Source organism: Actinoplanes sp. NPDC023936 (assembly GCF_040639325.1).
GTDB lineage: Bacteria > Actinomycetota > Actinomycetes > Mycobacteriales > Micromonosporaceae > Actinoplanes.
This window is the reverse complement of record NZ_JBEZZR010000004.1, coordinates 189895-209909: the sequence shown is the minus strand read 5'-3', so window position 1 is coordinate 209909 and position 20015 is coordinate 189895. Positions and strand designations below refer to the sequence as shown.

At 70.2% G+C, this 20015-nt stretch carries 18 protein-coding genes; 5 read left to right on the top strand and 13 right to left on the bottom strand.

Going from position 1 to position 20015, the window contains the following annotated elements:
- Window positions 1-18: 18 nt before the first annotated feature.
- Window positions 19-1605: an MFS transporter gene (locus AB0F72_RS07230; protein WP_360426586.1), complete on the top strand. Its 1587-nt coding sequence runs from the start codon at window positions 19-21 to the stop codon at window positions 1603-1605.
- A 209-nt stretch (window positions 1606-1814) separates the two neighbouring features.
- Here AB0F72_RS07230 and hisS read toward each other — a convergent pair whose 3' ends face one another.
- Both hisS and AB0F72_RS07220 read right to left on the bottom strand, forming a co-directional pair.
- Window positions 1815-3128 (bottom strand): histidine--tRNA ligase, encoded by a 1314-nt coding sequence (gene hisS, locus AB0F72_RS07225; protein ID WP_360426583.1) that lies wholly within the window; start codon window positions 3126-3128, stop codon window positions 1815-1817.
- Between the two features lie 40 nt (window positions 3129-3168).
- The gene (locus AB0F72_RS07220) at window positions 3169-3861 is read right to left on the bottom strand and encodes an MBL fold metallo-hydrolase (RefSeq protein ID WP_360426580.1); all 693 of its coding nucleotides are present in this window, start codon (window positions 3859-3861) and stop codon (window positions 3169-3171) included.
- A gap of 157 nt (window positions 3862-4018) precedes the next feature.
- Here AB0F72_RS07220 and AB0F72_RS07215 point away from each other — a divergent pair, with 157 nt between their 5' ends.
- Window positions 4019-4879: a peptidylprolyl isomerase gene (locus AB0F72_RS07215; RefSeq protein ID WP_360426577.1), complete on the top strand. Its 861-nt coding sequence runs from the start codon at window positions 4019-4021 to the stop codon at window positions 4877-4879.
- A 155-nt stretch (window positions 4880-5034) separates the two neighbouring features.
- A complete protein-coding gene (locus tag AB0F72_RS07210; RefSeq protein WP_360426574.1) occupies window positions 5035-5862 on the top strand; it encodes a peptidylprolyl isomerase in 828 nt (275 codons plus the stop codon).
- Between the two features lie 567 nt (window positions 5863-6429).
- Here the strand turns inward: AB0F72_RS07210 and AB0F72_RS07205 are convergent.
- The 8 genes from AB0F72_RS07205 to ruvC all read right to left on the bottom strand — a co-directional run bounded on the left by AB0F72_RS07205 (window position 6430) and on the right by ruvC (window position 15591).
- Window positions 6430-8922 carry a bifunctional (p)ppGpp synthetase/guanosine-3',5'-bis(diphosphate) 3'-pyrophosphohydrolase gene (locus AB0F72_RS07205; RefSeq protein ID WP_360426570.1) on the bottom strand — a complete coding sequence of 831 codons (2493 nt, stop codon included), beginning with the start codon at window positions 8920-8922 and terminating at the stop codon, window positions 6430-6432.
- 174 nt (window positions 8923-9096) lie between these two features.
- The gene (locus AB0F72_RS07200; protein ID WP_360426567.1) at window positions 9097-9627 is read right to left on the bottom strand and encodes an adenine phosphoribosyltransferase; all 531 of its coding nucleotides are present in this window, start codon (window positions 9625-9627) and stop codon (window positions 9097-9099) included.
- A 57-nt stretch (window positions 9628-9684) separates the two neighbouring features.
- Window positions 9685-10863 (bottom strand): protein translocase subunit SecF, encoded by a 1179-nt coding sequence (secF, locus tag AB0F72_RS07195; protein ID WP_360426564.1) that lies wholly within the window; start codon window positions 10861-10863, stop codon window positions 9685-9687.
- Window positions 10864-10865: 2 nt separating this feature from the next.
- A complete protein-coding gene (gene secD / locus AB0F72_RS07190; protein WP_360427046.1) occupies window positions 10866-12746 on the bottom strand; it encodes a protein translocase subunit SecD in 1881 nt (626 codons plus the stop codon).
- 160 nt (window positions 12747-12906) lie between these two features.
- A complete protein-coding gene (gene yajC, locus AB0F72_RS07185; RefSeq protein WP_360426561.1) occupies window positions 12907-13293 on the bottom strand; it encodes a preprotein translocase subunit YajC in 387 nt (128 codons plus the stop codon).
- A 146-nt stretch (window positions 13294-13439) separates the two neighbouring features.
- Window positions 13440-14483, bottom strand: a complete 1044-nt coding sequence (ruvB, locus tag AB0F72_RS07180) for a Holliday junction branch migration DNA helicase RuvB (protein ID WP_360426558.1) — start codon at window positions 14481-14483, stop codon at window positions 13440-13442.
- Complete coding sequence (gene ruvA / locus AB0F72_RS07175; protein WP_360426554.1) at window positions 14480-15079, bottom strand: Holliday junction branch migration protein RuvA; 600 nt, start codon at window positions 15077-15079, stop codon at window positions 14480-14482. Before ruvA ends, ruvB begins: the two co-directional genes overlap by 4 nt.
- Window positions 15076-15591, bottom strand: coding sequence for a crossover junction endodeoxyribonuclease RuvC (ruvC, locus tag AB0F72_RS07170; RefSeq protein WP_360427044.1), 516 nt, complete (start codon window positions 15589-15591; stop codon window positions 15076-15078). The genes ruvA and ruvC overlap by 4 nt, the downstream gene beginning before the upstream one ends.
- 109 nt (window positions 15592-15700) lie before the next feature.
- Between ruvC and AB0F72_RS07165 the strand changes: the two genes are divergently transcribed.
- The gene (locus tag AB0F72_RS07165) at window positions 15701-16225 is read left to right on the top strand and encodes a hypothetical protein (protein ID WP_360426552.1); all 525 of its coding nucleotides are present in this window, start codon (window positions 15701-15703) and stop codon (window positions 16223-16225) included.
- Between the two features lie 7 nt (window positions 16226-16232).
- Here AB0F72_RS07165 and AB0F72_RS07160 read toward each other — a convergent pair whose 3' ends face one another.
- Window positions 16233-16988: a YebC/PmpR family DNA-binding transcriptional regulator gene (locus tag AB0F72_RS07160; protein WP_360426549.1), complete on the bottom strand. Its 756-nt coding sequence runs from the start codon at window positions 16986-16988 to the stop codon at window positions 16233-16235.
- Window positions 16989-17003: 15 nt separating this feature from the next.
- Window positions 17004-17609, bottom strand: coding sequence for a pyridoxal 5'-phosphate synthase glutaminase subunit PdxT (pdxT, locus tag AB0F72_RS07155; protein WP_360426547.1), 606 nt, complete (start codon window positions 17607-17609; stop codon window positions 17004-17006).
- Window positions 17610-17729: 120 nt separating this feature from the next.
- On the opposite strand from pdxT, the gene pdxS reads away from it, so the two are divergent.
- The gene (pdxS, locus tag AB0F72_RS07150) at window positions 17730-18626 is read left to right on the top strand and encodes a pyridoxal 5'-phosphate synthase lyase subunit PdxS (RefSeq protein WP_360426544.1); all 897 of its coding nucleotides are present in this window, start codon (window positions 17730-17732) and stop codon (window positions 18624-18626) included.
- A gap of 797 nt (window positions 18627-19423) precedes the next feature.
- On the opposite strand, the gene AB0F72_RS07145 is transcribed toward pdxS, so the two are convergent.
- A complete protein-coding gene (locus tag AB0F72_RS07145) occupies window positions 19424-19975 on the bottom strand; it encodes a hypothetical protein (RefSeq protein WP_360426540.1) in 552 nt (183 codons plus the stop codon).
- Window positions 19976-20015 lie beyond the last annotated feature (40 nt).

The following is a 20015-nucleotide window of genomic DNA, read 5'->3' as shown; positions in this document are numbered from 1 at the left end:
ATGGGTAGTTTGCACCGCGTGACAGCAACAACGGCCGCCGGCGGCCCCTGGACTCCCCTGAAGAACCCGGTCTACCGGATGCTCTGGCTGGCCGTTCTCGCCAGCAACGCCGGCACCTGGATGCAGACCGTCGGCGCGCAGTGGCTCGTCGTCCACGAACCGGACGCGGCGACCTGGACCAGCCTCGTGCAGACCGTCACCACCCTGCCGGTGCTCCTGTTCGCCCTGCCCTCCGGCACCCTCGCGGACGCCCTGGATCGGCGGCGACTGCTCCTCGCCGTACAGATCGGGCTCTTCGGTGTCGCCTCGGTGCTGACCGCGCTCGCCGCGCTGGACCACCTCTCGCCCCCGCTCCTGCTGGTCTTCACGTTCCTGCTCGGCTGCGGGCAGGCGCTCACGCTGCCGTCCTGGCAGGCGGTGATCCCGGAGGTGGTGCCGCACGACCAGCTGCCGGCCGCGTCCGCCCTCGGTGCGGTCAACACGAACCTGGCGCGGTCGGCCGGTCCGGCGATCGGCGGGCTGCTGGTGGCGCAGTTCGGCTCGGCGGTGGTGTTCGGGCTGAACGCGCTCTCCTTCGCGATCTTCGCGCTGGCCCTGCTGCGGTGGCGGCGCGACCCGCAGCCGCCGACCGGCCAGGCCGAGCGGTTCGGGTCCGCGCTGCGCGCCGGGGAACGCTATGTGCGCTGGTCACCGGTGGTCCGGCGGATCCTCGGACGGGTGCTGCTGTTCGTGCTCCCGGGCAGCGTGGTCTGGGCGCTGCTGCCGGTGGTGGCACGCCAGGAACTGGGCATGGGCGCGCAGGGCTACGGCATCCTGCTCGCCGCGCTCGGCGTCGGCGCGATCGCCGGCGCGCTGCTGATGCCCCGGGCCCGCCACCTGCTCAGCACCAACCAGATGATCGTCGCGACCGGGCTGGTCTACGGCGCGGCGCTGACCGTGGTGGCGTTCGTGCCGCACGTGATCGCCGTGGTGCCCACGCTGGTCCTCGGCGGTGCGGCCTGGATGATGCTGGTGTCCCGGATGAACGCCGCGATGCAGCTCGTCCTGCCGAACTGGGTGCGCGCCCGGGCGCTCGCCATCTATCAGCTGGTGTTCGCCGGCGGCCAGGCGCTGGGTGCGCTGGTCTGGGGCCAGTTCGCCTCGGCCTTCGGCCTCGGTGCGGCGTTTGCCACGGCCGCGGCGCTGATGGCGGCGGGTCTCCTTCTGGTACGGGTATGGCCCGTGCACACCCACGAGAACGACGACTACACCCCGGCCGTCTACTGGGCCGAGCCGCACCTGGTGATCGAGCCGCATCGGGACGACGGGCCGGTGCTGGTCTCGGCGCGGTACCGGGTCCGGCAGGAGAACGCGGCCGCCTTCCTGACCGCCATGCAGCGGGTCCGGGGGTCACGGATGCGCACCGGCGCCTCGCAGTGGGGACTGTTCCGGGACACCGCGGACCCGGAGCTGTTCGTGGAGGCCTATCTCGTGCCGACGTGGGACGAACACCTGCGCCAGCACGAGGGGCGGCTCACCGAGACCGACGAACGGATGGAGGAACGGGCGATCGCCCTGGCCGAGGGCTCACCCGAGGTGACCCACCTGCTCGCCGCCGACCGCTGACCCCGCGCGCGGGAAGCCGACCGCTGAGCCCCGCCCGGGGAAGCCACCGTTGAGCCCCGAGCGGGGAGTCCGCGATTGCCGCCGGTGAGATGGCACTCGGTTTCCCGACGCCGCGGGGTTTGCGGTGGCGGGAAACCGCGTGCCATCTCACCGGTTACCAGGCAATCGCCGCGGAGCGAAGCGCAGCCGGCAAGCACAGATCCGTACTGTCAGAGGCCTTTGATCTGGGGGTGGAGATCGTCGGCGGGTGGCATCCAGGTCTGCGGGTCGGCGTCGACCTGCTCGCCGGAGCGGATGTCCTTGACCGAGTGGCCGTCCGGGCCGGGGAACCAGACGAACGGGATGCCGCGGCGGTCGGCGAACTGGATCTGCTTGCCGAATTTCGCGGCGGTGGGCGCCACCTCGGTCGGGACGCCGCGCCGGCGCAGGCCGGCGGCGATGCGCTCGCAGTTCGCGCGCTCGTCCTCGCTGGGCAGGGCGATCACCACGGCGGTGGGCACCGAGCGGGAGACGGTCAGCGCGTTCCGGCCGAAGAGCAGGCCGAGCATGCGGGAGACGCCGATCGAGATGCCGACGCCGGGGAACCGGGTGTTGCCGACCGAGGCGAGGTTCTCGTAGCGGCCGCCGGAGCAGATCGAGCCGAACCGCTCGTAGCCTTCCAGCTGGGTCTCGTAGACGGTACCGGTGTAGTAGTCGAGACCGCGGGCGATCTTCAGCTCGGCGCGGATCAGGCCGGGGGCGTGCTCGTTCGCCGCCTCGACGACCTGGCGCAGCTCGTCCAGGCCCTCGTCGAGCAGCGGATCGCCGACCTTAAGGGCTTTGACGTGATCGACGAACGAAGCGTCAGATGTCGAAATTTCGGCCAATTTCAGGCAGAGCCGGGCTTGCTCGTCCGTCGCGCCCGCCGTCTCGATCAGGAGTGCTGCCACCTTCTCCGGGCCGATCTTGTCGAGCTTGTCCACCGTGCGCAGAACCTGGGCGGTGTCCTCAAGGCCGAGGCCGCGGTAGAAGCCCTCGCACACCTTGCGGTTGTTGACCTGGATGACGGCCTTCGGGATCGGGAGCGAGCGGAACGCGTCGCCGATCACCAGCGGCATCTCGGTGTCGAAGTGGAACGGCAGGGTGTCCCGGTTGACCACGTCGATGTCGGCCTGGAGGAACTCCCGGTACCGGCCCTCCTGCGGGCGCTCACCGCGCCACACCTTCTGGATCTGGTAGCGGCGGAACGGGAACTGCAGCTTTCCGTGGTTCTCCGTGACGAACCGAGCGAACGGGACGGTCAGGTCGAAGTGCAGGCCGAGCTGGTCCTCCTTCGTGGAGGCCTCGTCCTCCTGCAGGCGGCGCAGGAGGTAGACCTCCTTGGACGTCTCGCCCTTGGAGAGGAGAGTCTCGATCGGCTCGACGGCACGGGTCTCGAGCGGGGCGAAGCCGTAGAGCTCGAACGTGGAGCGGATCTTGTCGAGGACGTACTGCTCGATCATGCGCTGCGATGGCAGCCATTCGGGAAAACCGGAAATTGGCACTTTTCAACTCCAAAAGTCAGAGGCGGCGGCACGCCGTAAGTCAGAAACCGCGGCGCGGCGCTGCGGTCAACTCCCGCAGGTACGGGTTCGACGCGCGCTCACGGCCGATGGTGGTGGCCGGGCCGTGGCCGGGCAGCACGACGGTGTCGTCGGCCAGCGGCAGGATCTTGTCCCGCAGGCTGGTCATCATCGTCGCGGTGTCGCCGCCCGGCAGGTCGGTGCGTCCGATGGATCCTGCGAAGAGGACGTCTCCGGAGAAACAGACTTCTTCCGGTTCGTTCGCCGAACCTGGCAGGCGGAACAGCACCGACCCGCCGGTATGGCCGGGCGCGTGGTCGACGGTGATCTCGAGACCCGCGATGCTCAGCACCGCGCCGTCGGCCAGCTCAGCGACGTCGTCGGGCTCGGTGTACTCCAGGCGGCCACCGAAGATCTGGTTGAGGTCGGCGCTCAGGCCTTTCGACGGGTCGGCCAGCATCTCCAGGTCGGCGGGGTGCACGTAGGCCGTGATGCCGCGGGCGCCGCAGACCGGCGCGACCGAGAAGGTGTGGTCCAGGTGCCCGTGCGTGAGCAGCACCGCGGCCGGGTGCAGCCGGTGCTGGGCCAGGGTCTCCTCCAGCCGGTCGAGCACCCCGATGCCCGGATCGACGATCAGGCACTGCTCGCCCGGACCGGCGGCCACCACATAACAGTTGGTGCCGAAGGCCTCGGCCGGGAAGCCGGTGACGAGCACGGTGGGGACCTACCTATTCATGGACGCTGCACAGGTGCGGAATCGTAACGAGCCTAGCCGGGCGGGCGCACACCACTTTCTCAGGAGGTACCCGTACACTCTTGCGGGCGTGTGGCGTGCCGCACCCCTTGACATACACAGGGAAGGACAGCTTTCGGTGGCTCCCAGCAAGGACCGGCAGCGCAGACTCGCGCGGGCGAAATTCGACCGGCAACAGGCCCGCCGCGCCGAGCGCGAGCGCCGCCGACGCCGGATCACAGCCGGCCTCGGCACCGGTCTGGCGGTGCTGCTGATCATCGCCGGCGTGGCCTGGGTGGGCGGCGCCTTCGACAGCGACGACAGCGCGACGACCGAGGCCGCCGACATCTGCCTGTGGACGCCACTGGACGCGGCGACCAACACCGACCTCAAGGAGGTCGGCACCCCGCCGACGAAAGACCTGCCCGAGACCGGCACCGAGACCATGACGATCACCACCGACAAGGGTGACCCGATCGTGGTCGGCATGGACGTGGAGAACGCGACGTGCGCGGCGGCCAGCTTCTCGTACCTGGCCGGCAAGCGGTTCTTCGACGACACCACGTGCCACGAGATCACCACTGAGGGCGCGGTGCGCTGCGGCGACCCGACCGGCACCGGGAACGGCGGCCCGACGTACAGCTTCTACAGCGAGAACCTGCCGGCCGCGGCCCCGGAGCCCTCGCCCAGCGCCAGCGCGGCGCCGGCCGCCGAGGTGACCTACCCCAAGGGCACGGTCGCGATGATCGGCAACCCGCCGGGCAGCAACGGCAGCCAGTTCCTCCTGTTCTTCAAGGACTTCACCGCGGCCAACCCGCAGTACTCCATCGTCGGCACGGTCACCGCAGGCCTCGACACGCTCGAGAAGATCGGCAAGATCCCGACGGTCGAGACGACCGGCGGCGACAAGGTCAGCCCGAAAGAGAAGATCACCATCAAGAGCCTGACCGTCGGTGCGGCCGGAACGCCGGCCCCGTCAGCCAGCGCGGCGCAGTCATGAGCACCCCGGACGAGAGCGGCAGGACCGTGAGTGACACAGAGCTGAGTGGAAGCGACCCGAGTGGCACCGAGCTGAGCGGATCGGACGCCGGTACGCCGGACGAGAGCGGCCCAGTCGTGAGTTCGCAGGACGAGACCAGCAGCAGGAGGAACGACGTGTCATCGATCAAGGACCGGCAGCGCGCGGCGGCGCGGGCCCGGCTCGAGAAGGAGATGGCCGAGCGGGCCACGGCCGCGCGCAAGCGCCGCCGCAACCGGGCGATCATCGGTTCCGCCCTCGCGGTGGTGGTCATCGCCGGTGTGGCGTTCGTCCTCGTCAACACGCTGAAGTCCGACGAGGAGGCGGGTGACCCGACGGTCGCGGCCGCCGGCACGGTCGCCTGCAGCTGGACCCCGGCGGACGAGTCCACCGGCGGCAAGGTCAAGGACGTCGGCCTGCCGCCCGCCACGGTTCCGAACACCGGCACCAGCACGCTGACCTTCGACACCAACCTCGGCAAGATCACGGCCACGATCGACCTGGCGAAGGCGCCGTGCACCGGCGCCAGCTTCAAGCACCTCGCCGAGGCGAAGTTCCTCGACAACACCAAGTGCCACCGTCTGGTCAACGAGGACACGTTCAAGGTCCTGCAGTGCGGCGACCCGTTCGCCACCGGCAAGGGATACCGCGAGACCGACGGCACCGGCGGCCCCAGCTACACGATGGTCGAGGAGAACCTGCCGACCGACACGGCGAAGCCGTACCCGGCGGGCTCGATCGCGATGGCGAACACCGGGCAGCCCGGCAGCACCGGCAGCCAGTTCTTCATCGTCTCGGAGGACACCCAGCTGTCCCCGAACTACACGCTGCTCGGCACCATCACGAGCGGGCTGGACATCGTCAAGGACGTCGTGAAGGCCGGCGACGACGGCGCGTTCGACGCGTCGGCCGGTGGCGGGCACCCGAAGAAGGAACTCGGCATCAAGACGATGACGGTGTCCTAAGGGTTTGTCTTCTCGGGCGGTTCCGGGTCTTCTCCCGGGGCCGCCCGTTTTTGTGTTGGGGCGCCTGCGGGACGGTTTTGGGCGGGGGAGGGCCCACTCCGGGCGGTCAGGCTTGATCCCTGCGTGGGCCCTCCCCCGCCCAAAACCTTGCCCACTCACTCTGCCCGGCGCGCCGCACGCCTCCCGGCACCGCAACTCACGCCGGGCGATCCGCGCACGCTTCCCGGCACCACAACCCTCACGCCGGGCGATCATCCCGCCCAACCCCCTCAGCGCGGGCTCCCGGTCAGCGTGCGCACAGCGCGGCCAGGGCACCACCCAGCGCGAGCGCGCCGGGCAGCCAGCGCCGGATGAGGCCGCTCAGCGTGAGCTTGGACGTAAGCTCGCGCGGGCAGGCGACTCAGAGGCGCGCTCAGCGCAAGTCGCGCCGGAAAGCGCGCCCAGGCAAGGTTTTGGGCCGGTGCTGGCCCACGCAGGGATCAAGCCTGACCGCCCGGAGTGGGCCAGCACCGGCCCAAAACCGTCCCACCCGGCGCCGCCGCCCGGCCCACCGAACGCGGGAAGGCGTCACGCCCCAGACGTGACCCGGTAAGCGTCGAACACCCCGTCCACCTTGCGCACCGCCGCCACCAGGTGACCGAGATGCTTCGGATCGGCCATCTCGAACGTGAACCGGCTGACCGCCACCCGGTCACGCGTGGTGGTGACCGTCGCGGACAGGATGTTCACCCGCTCCTCGGAGAGGACCCGCGTCACGTCGGCGAGGAGCTTGTGCCGGTCGAGAGCCTCCACCTGGATCGCCACCAGGAACGTGGAAGCCGACGTCGGCTTCCAGCTGACCTCGACCACCCGCTCCTGCTGCTCGCGCAGGTCCTCGGCGTTCGCGCAGTCCTCCCGGTGGACGCTCACACCGCCGGACCGGGTGACGAAGCCGAACACCGCGTCGCCGGGGACCGGGGTGCAGCAGCGTGCCAGTTTCACCCAGACGTCGGAGACGCCCTTCACCACGACGCCCGGGTCCTGCGCGGAGCTCCGGTTGCGCGGCGGGCGGGTCGCGACGGCGGTTTCGGCGATGTCTTCGACAGCGCCTTCCTCGCCGCCGAACCCGGCGACGAGCTTCTGCACGACCGACTGGGCGGAGGTGGTGTTCTCCCCCACCGCGGCGTAGAGCGAGGCCACGTCGGGCAGGTGCAGATCGCGGGCGATCGTGGTGAGGTTCTCGCTGGTCAGCATGCGCTGCAGGGGCAGGCCCTGCTTGCGCATCGCCTTGACGATCGCCTCCTTGCCGTCCTCGATCGCCTCTTCGCGGCGCTCCTTGTTGAAGTACTGCCGGATCTTCGTCCGGGCGCGCGGGCTCTTGACGAACCCGAGCCAGTCCTGCGTCGGGCCGGCTGTCGCCGACTTCGACGTGAAGATCTCGATCACGTCGCCGTTGGAGAGCGTCGACTCGAGCGGGACCAGCTTGCCGTTGACCCGGGCTCCGATGCACTTGTGCCCGACCTCGGTGTGCACCGCGTACGCGAAGTCGACCGGGGTGGAGCCCGTCGGCAGCGGGATGACGTCACCCTTGGGGGTGAAGACGTAGACCTCCTGGCTGGAGAGGTCGAAGCGCAGCGCGTCCAGGAACTCGGACGGGTCGCTCGCCTCCCGCTGCCAGTCGAGCAGCTGCCGCAGCCAGGTCATCTCGTCGATGTGGGCCGGCGGGCCGACGATCGTCGCGCCCTTCTGCTCCTTGTACTTCCAGTGGGCGGCGATGCCGAACTCGGCGGTGCGGTGCATCGCGAACGTGCGGATCTGCATCTCGACCGGCTTGCCGGTCGGGCCGATGACCGTCGTGTGCAACGACTGGTACATGTTGAATTTCGGCATCGCGATGTAGTCCTTGAACCGGCCCGGCACCGGCTGCCAGTTCGCGTGGATGACGCCCAGCGCGGCGTAGCAGTCGCGGACCGTGTCGACCAGGATGCGCACGCCGACCAGGTCGTAGATGTCGTTAAAGTCGCGGCCCCGCACGATCATCTTCTGGTAGATCGAGTACAGGTGCTTGGGCCGGCCGGTGGTCTCGGCCTTGATCTTCGCCGACTTGAGGTCGAGGCTGACCCGGTTCGTCACCTGGCGCAGCAGCGCCTCACGCTGCGGCTGGTGCTCCCCGATCAGGCGGTTGATCTCTTCGAACCGCTTGGGGAAGAGGGTGCCGAACGCGAGGTCCTCGAGCTCCCACTTGATCGTGTTCATACCGAGGCGGTGGGCCAGCGGCGCCAGGATCTCCAGGGTCTCCTTGGCCTTCTGCTCCTGCTTGGCGCGGGGCAGGAAGGTCAGGGTCCGCATGTTGTGCAGCCGGTCGGCCAGCTTGATGACCAGCACCCGGGGATCCTTGGCCATCGCGACGACCATCTTGCGGATCGTCTCCGCTTTCGCCGCGTCGCCGAGTTTCACCCGGTCGAGTTTCGTCACGCCGTCGACCAGCAGCGCCACCTCGGCGCCGAAGTCGTTGCGCATCTGCTCGAGGCCGTAGTCGGTGTCCTCGATCGTGTCGTGCAGCAACGCCGCCACCAGCGTCGTGGTGTCCATCCCGAGGTTCGCCAGGATGGTCGCCACCGCGAGCGGGTGCGTGATGTACGGGTCGCCGGACTTCCGGTACTGCCCGGAGTGCCAGCGGGCGGCCACGTCGAACGCCTTCTGCAGCGCGCGGGCGTCGGCCTTGGGGTGGCTCGCCCGGTGCGTCGCGATCAGCGGCTCGAGAACCTCGCTGACCTGGGTGCTCTGCCAGGGCGCGTTGAACCGGGCGAGACGGGCCCGGACCCGCCTGCCGGTGGGCGCGCTGGCCAGCCCGAATCCGCCGCCGGGTGTGTCCTCAGGGGCCAGTGGCTGTGTCGTCTCCAGGTCGGTTTCCTCGGCCTGGGCCCGGTCACCGGAACCGACCTTGTCGCCGGAACTGAGCTTGTCACCGGAATCGCCAGGATTGACCTTGTCGCCGGGCGTGGCTTCGCCTCCGCCGTTCCGCGAGTTCTGGGTCGGCTGCACCGTGCCCTCCGCCGGAGGGGCGACGTCGCTGGACACCGGCCTCCTCACACCTTCGCTAGGAACCGGCCGTGGAAGTCGGTTCATGCCAGGGTTGGTCACCTTGGACCGCCCATCTTACCCGCACCGCCCTGCCGCTTGACCCGGCCGAACCTACGAATAAGCAACCTATGAATTAGCAGGATCGACCGGGCGAAAAATATCGAAGACGGATCAAACGGTCAGTAGCGCGTGTACCGGCCGAGGGCTCAGTCGTTGACGCCCGTCCAGGAAGCCCAGCTCCATCAGCACCGTGAAACCGGCGACTATTCCGCCGGCCCGCTCGATCAGGTCGAGCGTGGCCTCGGCCGTCCCACCGGTGGCGAGGACGTCGTCGACGACCAGGACGCGCTGTCCGGGCTCGAAAGCGCCCTCGCTCACCTCCAGGGTGGCCTCGCCGTATTCGAGGGCGTACGAGGCGGAGAAGGCCGGGCGCGGCAGCTTGCCGGCCTTGCGCACCGGCACGATCCCGGCGCCGGTGGCGTACCCGATCGCCGCCGCCATCAGGAAGCCCCGGGCTTCGATCCCCGCCACCACGTCGAAGCTGTCGTGGTAGGCGATGATCCCGTCGATCACCCGCTTGAAGGCCGGGCCGTCGCCGAAGAGCGGCATCAGGTCCTTGAAGACGATGCCGGGCTTCGGGAAGTCCAGCACGTCGACGGTGCCCCCGGCGACGAGCTCGGCCAGTTCTTTCTCAGTGGTCACGGTCGGACAGCCTAACGGCCCGCCATCACGAGGGATGACGGGCCGTTCGACAATGGGTCAGCGGCGCTTGCCGGGCCGGTTGCCGGCGCCGCCACCACGGTTGGTGGTGTTGCGCTTGACGACCGGGCGCGCGCCGGGACGCGGCGTGGTGCCGCCGGCAAACGCGGGCACCTCGTCCGACTCGGTGGCGTTCGCCGGCCGGGTGCGGTCGGCACGCGGCGCCACGTCGTCGGAGCGGCTCGCCCGGCGGGCCAGCACCCGGGCGTTGTGCGCCTTGATCTTCGGCTCGCGGTCCTTGAGCGCGCTCAGCACCGGGGCGGCGAACACGATCGAGGAGATGACGCCGAAGCCCATGCCGACGAAGAGCACCAGGCCGAGGTCCTTCAGCGTGCCCGCGCCGAACAGGCCGGCGCCGATGAAGAGCAGACCGCCGACCGGCAGCAGCGCCACCAGACCGGTGTTCAGCGACCGCATCAGCGTCTGGTTCACGGCCAGGTTGGTGGCCTCCGCGTAGGTGCGGGAGGTCCCGGCGGTCAGGCCGCGGGTGTTCTCCTGCACCTTGTCGAAGACGACCACCACGTCGTAGAGCGAGTAACCGAGGATCGTCAGGAAGCCGATCACGGTGGACGGCGTGACCTCGAAGCCGACGAGCGAGTACACACCCGCGGTCAGGATCAGGTCGAGCAGCAGCGACGCCAGCGCGGCGACCGCCATCCGCCACTCGAACCGGATGATCAGGTACGCGCTGACCAGCACCAGGAAGACGACGAGGCCGAGCACCGCCTTCTCGGTGACCGCGCCACCCCACGCCGCCGACACCTGGTTGTCGCTGACCTGGTCGGCGTTGACGCCCAGGTCGGCGACGAGCGCGGTCTTCGCCTCCTCGGTCTCCGCCGTGGTCAGCGCCGAGGCGCGAACCCGGAAGAACGACTCGCCACCGGTGCCGACCTGCTGGGCGGCGAGCACCTCGGCGTCCGGCGCCGCGGCGTGCACGGCCTTGGCGACCGCGTCGCCGGCCTCCTCCTGAGTGAGCGTCTGGCTGTTCGCGGTGGCCGGCACGATGAACTCGGTGCCGCCGGCGAACTCGATGCCGAGCTCGAAACCGCGGATCAGGATGCTGCCGAACGAGATGATCACGATGGCGATCGCGGCGGCGAACCACATCTTCCGGCGGCCGACGATGTTGATGTTCGCTTCGCCCGTGTAGAGGCGAGCGGCAAGACCGGAGCTGGCCATGGTCAGGCCTCCTTAACGTCGGTCCGGTTGCGCAGGACACGGCCGAGGCCACTGACCCGCGGCGACAGGAACGCCTTGGTGCTGGCGAGCATCGTCATGATCGGATGCCGGAACAGGAAGACCACGAGCAGGTCGAGCACCGTCGACAGGCCGAGCGCGAACGCGAAGCCCTGGACCGCGCCGATCGAGACGATGTAGAGCACGACCGCACACAGGATCGTGATCGTGTTCGCCGAGATGATCGTCCGGCGGGCCCGGTGCCAGGCGCGCGGCACCGCGCTCCGCGGGGTCCGGCCCTCGTGGATCTCGTCCTTGAGCCGTTCGAAGTAGATGACGAACGAGTCCGCGGCGACACCCAGTGACACGATGAAACCGGCGATGCCGGCGAGGGTCAGCGTGTAACCCATGGTCCGGCCGAGGAACACCAGCGCGCCGAAGGTGAGCAGCGCGGAGAGGCCGAGGCTCAGGAAGATGACCGTGCCGAGCAGGCGGTAGTAGAAGAACGCGTAGATCGCCACCAGGCCCATGCCGATCGCGGCGGCGAGCAGACCCGCCTCCAGCTGCTGCAGGCCGAGGGTCGCCGACACGGTCTGCGCCGGGCCGGACTCGAAGGTGACCGGGATGGCGCCGAAGTTCAGCTGGTCGGCCAACTCCTTCGCGGACGCCGCGGTGAAGTCACCGGTGATCTGCGACTGGCCGCTCAGGACACCCTGGATCTGTGGCGCGGAGAGGATCGTCTTGTCCAGCACCACGGCGACGGCGCAGTGGTCGGCCGTGCCGTAGAGCGACTGCACCGCGACGAAGCACGGGTCGGTGGTGGTCGCGGTGAACGCCTTGCGGGTCAGCTCGGTCCACTTGGTCTGGCCGGCGCTGGTGAAGTCGAGGGAGACGACCCACTGGTTCTGCGTCTGGTCCAGCTGCGGGCTGGCCTCGCTGATGTCGTCGCCGACGACCTCGGCCTTGTCCAGCATGACCTTGGCGCCGGCCTGGTAGCAGGCCACCACCTTGGAGTTGATGTCGTCGATCGAGCCGTTCGGCCGGGCGTCGAGCTGGGTGCAGCCGATCGTCGGCACGTTGAACTGCATGTCCGGGGTGAGCACGCCCACCTCGGGACCGGTCAGCTGGGCGAAGTTCTTGAACGGCAGGCCCGCCTTGGCGTCGGTGCTGAGGTCGACCGGGGCGGTGAGCTTCTCCGCCGCGGCCCACGCCGCGGCGCCGACCTTCTTCTTCGCGGAGGCGAGTAGCTCCTTCTGGTCCACGGTCTGCGCCGCCGGGGCGGCGGCCGGCGCGGACGCCGCGGCGGACGGCGCCGTGGAGGGCGCCGGGGCCGACGGCGTGGCGCTGGCGGCCGGAGCGGCCTCGCCGCCACCCTGCCCGCCGGTGGAGGCGGACGGCTTCGACGTGGCCTCCGGCGCCGCGCCGGAGGCGGCGGCGGACGGCGCGGCCGCCGGGGCGGCGCTGCCGCTCGGGGACGGCGACGCCGGGTTCAGCGCGGCCGACGAGACGTCCATCGTCGTGCCGGTGAGTAGCCGGAACCGCATGTTCGCGGCCTGCGACAGGTCCTTGAGCTGGTCGTCGGCCTCACCGGCGAGCGAGACGACGATGGTGTTGTTGCCCTGGATGACGACCTCGGCCTCGGAGACACCGAGCGCGTTGACCCGGCTCTCGATGATCTGCCGGGCGGTCTCCATGGCCTCCTGGGTCGGCGGCGCGCCCTGCTGCGAGGCGATGTACGTCGCCTGGGTGCCACCGACCAGATCGAGGCCCAGTTTCGGCTCGAGACGCTCGGTAAAGCTGCCCTTCGCGCCACCGGCGAAAAAGACCAGCAGATACAGGACGACGAAGACCAGACCGAGCACGCCGAGTTGGCGTCCGGGATGCATCTGTCCCTGTGGTGGTCGTGCCACGGCGTTTGGTCTCCCTGCGTTTCCGGCCGCGCGTGGGGCACGGCGCTCTCTGGTCGTGGGGCCGCCGGAACGGCGGCCTGACGAACCGGCCCGCCGGCAGATGGCGCCGTGGGCCGGTCCGGTGATGCGAGTCTGGTCAGTCCTGCTTGCGCGTCTCGGTGACCGGGCTCTCCGGCTCGTCCGCCAGCGGCTCGTCGGCGGGCACCGGCTCCTCGGAGACCGTACCCGCCTTCGTCAGCACGCGGGCGATCGCCGGGCGGGCGAAACGGACCTGAACGCCCGGGGCGATCTCGATGGTCACGGTGTCGGTCTCGGCGAGCACGACCGTGCCGTGCAGCCCGCCGATGGTCACGATCTCGTCGCCGGGGCCCAGCGTGTTCTGCATCTGGAGGGCCTCTTTGCGCCGCTTCTGCTGCGGGCGGATCATGACGAAGTACATGAAGCCGAAGAGCAGAACGAGAATCAGCAGGAACGAGTAGTTGCCGCCACCCGCTGCTTGGTCAGCTGCCTGGAGCTGGAGCACGAAGAGAGCCTTCCGTAGGCCACCGGCGCGACGATGGGCGGGCGCCGGGGTGAGATGCTTATACCGGTTCGAACGGCGGCGAGTCTAATGGGTCAACCTTGAGATAACGAATGCGGCACACGTCACGTTCACATCACGAGGGAAACTCACGCGTCCCGGGCGAACAGGTCACCCTGGAAGACGCCCGGCCTGCCGTCGGCCGGCGGCGTCTTGCCGAGGTGCGCCCAGCCGGCCTCGGTCGCCACCCGGCCCCGCGGCGTCCGCGCCAGGAGCCCGGCCCGGACCAGGAACGGCTCGCAGACCTCCTCGACCGTGTCGGACTGCTCACCCACCGCGACCGCGAGCGTGGAGAGGCCGACCGGCCCGCCCTTGAACGACTCGATCAGGGCGCGCAGCACCGCCCGGTCCAGCCGGTCCAGGCCCAGCGCGTCGACGTCGTAGACCTTGAGGGCGGCCTTCGCCACCTCTTCGGTGACCACGCCGTCCGCCCGTACCTCGGCGAAGTCCCGCACCCGGCGCAGCAGCCGGTTGGCGATCCGCGGCGTGCCGCGGGAGCGGCCGGCGATCTCGGCGGCGCCCTCCGCGGTGATCGGCACGCCGATGATCCGGGCCGAGCGGTGCAGCAGCGCGTCCAGGTCGGCCGTGGAGTAGAAGTCGAGATGGGCGACGAAACCGAACCGGTCACGCATCGGCCCGGACAGCAGGCCGGCCCGGGTGGTCGCGCCGACCAGGGTGAACGGCTCCACGTCCAGCGGGATCGCTGTCGCGCCCGGCCCCTTGCCGACCACCACGTCGACCCGGAAGTCCTCCATCGCGCTGTAGAGCAGCTCCTCGGCCGGTTTCGCGATCCGGTGGATTTCGTCGATGAAGAGCACGTCGCCCGGAGCGAGGCCGGTCAGGATCGCGGCCAGGTCGCCGGACCGCTCGATCACCGGGCCGCTGGTGGTCCGGATGCCGGTGCCCAACTCGGCCGCGACGATGTTGGCGAGCGTGGTCTTGCCCAGCCCGGGCGGGCCGGAGAGCAGGATGTGGTCGGGCGGCGTGCCCCGGCCCATCGCGCCCTTGAGCAGCAGTTCCAGCTGGTCGCGGACCCGGTGCTGGGCGATGAAGTCGGCGAGCCGTCTCGGCCGGACGCTGGCCTCGGCGTCCAGGTCGTCGTCGAAGGCGTCCGAGGAGACCAGGTCGCTCATCGCGTCTTACCCAGCAGCCTGATCGCCTGGCGCAGCAGGACCGGAACCGGCGGCACCTCGCCGTCGATCGTCTCGGTCACCGCGGCCACCGCCTGATCGGCCTGCGACGCGGTCCAGCCGAGCGCGAGCACACCCTGCCGGACCTGCTCCTGCCACGCGCCGTTCAGCACGCCGGCGCCCGTGTCGGCGAAACCGACCGGCCCGATCTTGTCCTTCAGCTCGACGATCATCTTCTCGGCGCCGCGCTTGCCGATGCCGGGCACCGCGGTGAGCACCGCGATCTCGCCACCGGCGATCGCCCGGCGCACGGTGTCCGGCTGGTGGACGGCGAGCACCGCCTGCGCGATCCGCGGCCCCACCCCGTTCGCCGTCAGCAGCAGGTCGAACAGCTGCCGCTCGTCCTCGTCGGCGAACCCGAAGAGAGTGAGCGAGTCCTCCCGGACGATCAGGGTGGTGGAGAGCCGGGCCTCGGCGCCGGTGCGCAGGCCGGCGAGCGTGCCGGGCGTGCAGAAGACGCGCATACCGACGCCACCGACCTCGACCACGGCGCTGTCGTGGAGGATCGCGGCGACCACGCCGCGCACACTGGCGATCATCGATAACCCCTACGGACTGCGGCTTCCAGTTTCGCGCGGGTGCCCCCGCGCCAGATGTGGCAGATGGCGATGGCGATGGCGTCCGCCGCGTCGGCCGGCTTGGGCGGCGCGTCAAGTCTCAGGAGCCGGGTCACCATGGCGGTGACCTGCTTCTTGTCGGCGGTCCCGGAGCCGGTGACGGCCGCCTTGACCTCGCTCGGGGTGTAGGTCTGCACCGGCAGCCCGGCCCGCGCCCCGGCCAGGATCGCGACCCCGCTGGCCTGCGCGGTGCCCATCACGGTCCGGGCGTTGTGCTGGGAGAACACCCGCTCGACGGCCACGCTGTCCGGCCGGTGCCGGTCGACCAGCTCGGCGAGCGAACGGTCCAGGTTCAGCAGGCGCTGCGCGATGTCCTCGTCCGGCTCGCTGCGGACCACGTGGTACGCGATCAGGTTCCCGAGCCGCCCCGGCACCCCCTCGACGACGCCGACGCCGCACCGCGTCAGCCCCGGGTCGATGCCGAGCACCCGCACCACGAACCTCCCCCTCGCACACGTGAGCGAACGTGTGTTCGACACCCTAGTACGCCGCCGGGTTGCGCCCGCCGCCGACACGCCTCGACGATGGATGGCGGGAGGTGCCATGTATCTCATCCCGCCGATGGACGACGAGCCGCCACCGGAGTACATCGCTTTCGTCGCGCTGCGCGGCGCCGAGCTGCGCGCCGATGCCGCACGCCTGGTGGGCGGCGACGCCGCGGCGGCCGAGCGGATCTATCTGCAGGCGCTCACCGAGACCGCCGGGCGATGGCGCCGGCTCTGCTGGTGGGGCCGATTGACCAGAAGCGATGCCGTCGCCAGCTATGTCCGGAAATTTCTCGACAAAAGCACTGAGCAGTGGCGTGAGGATCAAATCTACGAGGTTCGAGTCGTCCCGATATATCAGGAAAAACACGGCGTGCAGCCCGCGACGCTCGCCCTGCGCAAAGCCGCCGTCCTCGACAGCACGGCCAGGACGTCGCTGGACGCCCTGGCCGATGCCGAGATCGCCTGGGTGCACGCGTGGCGCCGCAGCCAGTGGCACCACGTCGCGCGGGTCGTCGGCGGCGGGGTGCTGCTGGTCGGCGGCATGATCCAGTACTTCAGCCACCTGAGCACCGGTTACTGAGACCGGCTCACTCCTCGTCGAGGGCCGCGAGGATCTCGTCGGAGATGTCGGCGTTCGCGAAGATGTTCTGCACGTCGTCGCAGTCCTCGAGGACGTCGATCAGCTTGAGCACCTTGCGGGCGGTGTCCTCGTCGACCGGCACCGTCATCGTCGGCATGAGCACCGACTCGGCCGAGTCGTAGTCGATCCCGGCGCCCTGCAGCGCGGTCCGCACCGCGACCAGGTCGGTCGGCTCGCTGACCACCTCGAACGACTCGCCCAGGTCGTTGATCTCCTCGGCGCCCGCGTCGAGCACGGCGAGCATCACGTCGTCCTCGCTCAGGCCGGCCTTCGGGACGATCACCACGCCCTTGCGGTTGAACAGGTACGACACGCTGCCCGCGTCCGCGAACGTGCCGTTGTTCCGGGTCAGCCGGGTGCGCACCTCGGTGGCCGCGCGGTTCCGGTTGTCGGTGAGGCACTCGATCAGCAGCGCCACGCCGTTCGGCCCGTACCCCTCGTACATGATCGTCTGCCAGTCGGCGCCGCCGGCCTCCAGGCCGGAGCCGCGCTTGACCGCGTTGTCGATGTTGTTGTTCGGGACCGAGCTCTTCTTCGCCTTCTGGATCGCGTCGTAGAGCGTGGGGTTACCCGACGGGTCGCCCCCACCGGTCCGCGCAGCCACCTCGATGTTCTTGATGAGCTTCGCGAACATCTTGCCGCGCTTAGCGTCGATGACGGCCTTTTTGTGCTTGGTCGTCGCCCACTTGGAGTGGCCGGACATGCGTAACCTCCGTGTCTACCGTGCGGGTGCGGCCTGGCGGACCATCTCGACGAAGTACCGGTGGACGCGAAGGTCGCCGGTCAGCTCCGGGTGGAAAGCCGTGGCGAGCAGGTTGCCCTGCCGAACGGCGACAATCCTACCGGCGGCGGGTCCATCTGCTACGCGGCCCAGCACCCGCACGTTTTCACCGACCTCCTCGACCCACGGCGCGCGGATGAAGACGGCGTGAAAATCGCCGCCCTCGACGTCCTCGATGGTCACCGCCGCCTCGAACGAGTCGACCTGCCGGCCGAACGCGTTGCGCCGCACGGTCATCTCGATCCCCCGGAAAGTCTCCTGGTCCGGCCGCCCGTCCAGCACCGTGGTGGCCAGCATGATCATGCCGGCGCAGGAGCCGTAGACCGGCATCCCGCCGGCGATCCGCTCCCGGATCGGGTCGAGCAGGCCGAAGGTGACGGCGAGGTTGCTGATCGCTGTCGACTCGCCGCCCGGGAGGACCAGCGCGTCGACGCCGTCGAGCTCCTCGGGACGGCGGATCGGCCGGGCCAGCACGTCGGACTCGGCCAGCGCGGCCAGATGCTCACGCACGTCGCCCTGCAGGGCAAGCACTCCGATGTTCACGGCGCCACTCTAAGCAGCGGCCTTCATGCAGGCCACCAGCAGGTCGATTGGCTATCGGCACGGCCGTGACCAGTTCGTAGCATCCCGTTGACAGCGTCCGGACCACGAGGAGCAGAACCCATGTCTGACAACCAGCCCGCCGTCGGAACCGCCCGCGTCAAGCGCGGCATGGCGGAGATGCTCAAGGGCGGCGTGATCATGGACGTGGTCAACGCCGAGCAGGCGAAGATCGCCGAGGACGCGGGCGCGGTCGCCGTCATGGCCCTCGAACGCGTCCCGGCCGACATCCGGGCCCAGGGCGGCGTCTCGCGGATGTCCGACCCCGACATGATCGACAGCATCATCAACGCGGTCTCCATCCCGGTGATGGCCAAGGCCCGCATCGGCCACTTCGTCGAGGCCCAGGTGCTCCAGTCACTCGGCGTCGACTACGTGGACGAGTCCGAGGTGCTCACCCCGGCCGACTTCGCCAACCACATCGACAAGTGGCAGTTCACCGTGCCGTTCGTCTGCGGCGCCACCAACCTCGGCGAGGCGCTGCGCCGCATCACCGAGGGCGCCGCCATGATCCGCAGCAAGGGCGAGGCCGGCACCGGCGACGTCTCCAACGCCACCACCCACATGCGCAAGATCCGTGCCGAGATCCGCCGGCTGCAGACCCTGCCGGAGGACGAGCTGTTCGTCGCCGCGAAGGAGCTCCAGGCCCCCTACGAGCTGGTCAAGGAGGTCGCCGAGGCCGGCAAGCTCCCGGTGGTCCTGTTCACCGCCGGCGGCATCGCCACCCCCGCCGACGCCGCGATGATGATGCAGCTCGGCGCCGAGGGCGTCTTCGTGGGCTCCGGCATCTTCAAATCCGGCAACCCGGCCCAGCGCGCGTCCGCCATCGTCAAGGCCACCACCTTCCACGACGACCCGGACGTCATCGCCAAGGTCTCCCGAGGCCTGGGCGAAGCCATGGTCGGCATCAACGTCGACGACATCCCGGTCCCCCACCGCCTGGCCGACCGGGGCTGGTAAAACCCCTCCTCCGGTACGGATTCGGACAGTCACCAGAAGCACCCCACCCGTCCCGCCCCTTCCGGGCGACTGACGTCCGCCGGGCCGGCGCATCCCACCGCCGGCCCCGGCGCCCCGTCACGCTCCCACCCCGCTCCCACTGGTCCCCGCCCAGCCAGCCCGCCCTGCTCCGCTCATCCCCGGCCAGCCCGCCGCCGCTCCCACTGCTCCCCCGCCCAGCCAGCCCGCGCTACCAGCGCCTCCGCGTCGATCTCGGTGGTCCCCGCCCAGAGCCGTGCCGGTCTCACTGCGCGTCACGGTGGGCCCCCGCGATGGTGGAGCGCTGCGGCATCGCGTGATTCTGTGGGGCCTGGAGCGTCCGCGGGTTTCCGAAAAGCGCAACGTTTACCGCGGATGCCGGCACGCAGGGTGACAACGGTCCGGGCTGACGGGCGACCCCGGCCCTGCGCCTTGGATATGCCCCGGCGGCCATGACGCTCCCCGTGAACATTGACTCGCCGCAAGCATCGCCCCGCCTGGAAGCATCGTCGCGACCAGCAGCGCGGCGGCGACCAGCAACGCGGAGCAACCGGCGACGCGGGCGCGCCCGGCGACGCGGAAAAACCGGCAACACGGAAAAACCGGCAACACGGAGCGCCCGGCAACACGGAGCGACCGGCAACACGGAGCGACCGGCGCGGGCGCGAGGGGACGCCGGGCCCGGCGGCGGGATGCGCCGGCCCGGCGGACGTCAGTCGCCCGGAGGAGGCGGGACCGGAGCCTGCTTCCGGGTGCGGCCGTGACCCGTACCCGGAAAGTCAGACGGCCTGGACCGGGAGTGGGGTTTCCGGGGGGATGGTCGGGCCGGGGACCGTGAGCGGCGGCGGCAGGTCCGGCATCGTGGGCTCGACGATGTCGAAGTACTCCGGGCGGGGATGGCGCCGGGCCAGGCGCAGCAGCCGGACCAGCAGGCGGCGGCGGGCGCTCAACGCGTCGCGGACCAGGTCGGTGTGCACCTGGCGGGCCAGGACGACCCGGCGGCTGGTGGCGATCAGGGCGCGGACCGCCGGGTCGCCGGGGTCGAGGTCGAGGGCTCGCAGCTGGCGGGTGAGGTCGTTCTCGGCGGACTCGCGGTCGCCGGGCTCGGCGTCTAGGGCCAGCCTCGCGGCGGCGTAGAGCTCCACCCGGTCACCGTGTTCCGCCACCACCGCCGCGGCGGCCGCCCGGCGCACCAGGTGCGCGTCGAGGGCGCGCTCGGCGGACTGCGCTCGGGCGTGCAGGCGTTCCACCCGCTGAGCCGTCCAGCCGAGGTACGCCGAGAAGACCGTCGCCAGCACGACGACTCCCACCACCCACCACATGCCGGGCATCGTAGTGCCGGATTGTGTCGGACTGATTCTCCCCCGACCG

Bases quoted from the DNA above. Each gene is read 5' to 3' on its own strand.
- secF (WP_360426564.1), bottom strand. From the start codon at position 10,863: ATGGCCAGCTCCGGTCTTGCCGCTCGCCTCTACACGGGCGAAGCGAAC.
- secD (WP_360427046.1), bottom strand. From the start codon at position 12,746: ATGCATCCCGGACGCCAACTCGGCGTGCTCGGTCTGGTCTTCGTCGTC.
- ruvB (WP_360426558.1), bottom strand. From the start codon at position 14,483: ATGAGCGACCTGGTCTCCTCGGACGCCTTCGACGACGACCTGGACGCC.
- ruvA (WP_360426554.1), bottom strand. From the start codon at position 15,079: ATGATCGCCAGTGTGCGCGGCGTGGTCGCCGCGATCCTCCACGACAGC.
- AB0F72_RS07165 (WP_360426552.1), top strand. From the start codon at position 15,701: ATGTATCTCATCCCGCCGATGGACGACGAGCCGCCACCGGAGTACATC.
- AB0F72_RS07160 (WP_360426549.1), bottom strand. From the start codon at position 16,988: ATGTCCGGCCACTCCAAGTGGGCGACGACCAAGCACAAAAAGGCCGTC.
- pdxS (WP_360426544.1), top strand. From the start codon at position 17,730: ATGTCTGACAACCAGCCCGCCGTCGGAACCGCCCGCGTCAAGCGCGGC.
- AB0F72_RS07145 (WP_360426540.1), bottom strand. From the start codon at position 19,975: ATGCCCGGCATGTGGTGGGTGGTGGGAGTCGTCGTGCTGGCGACGGTC.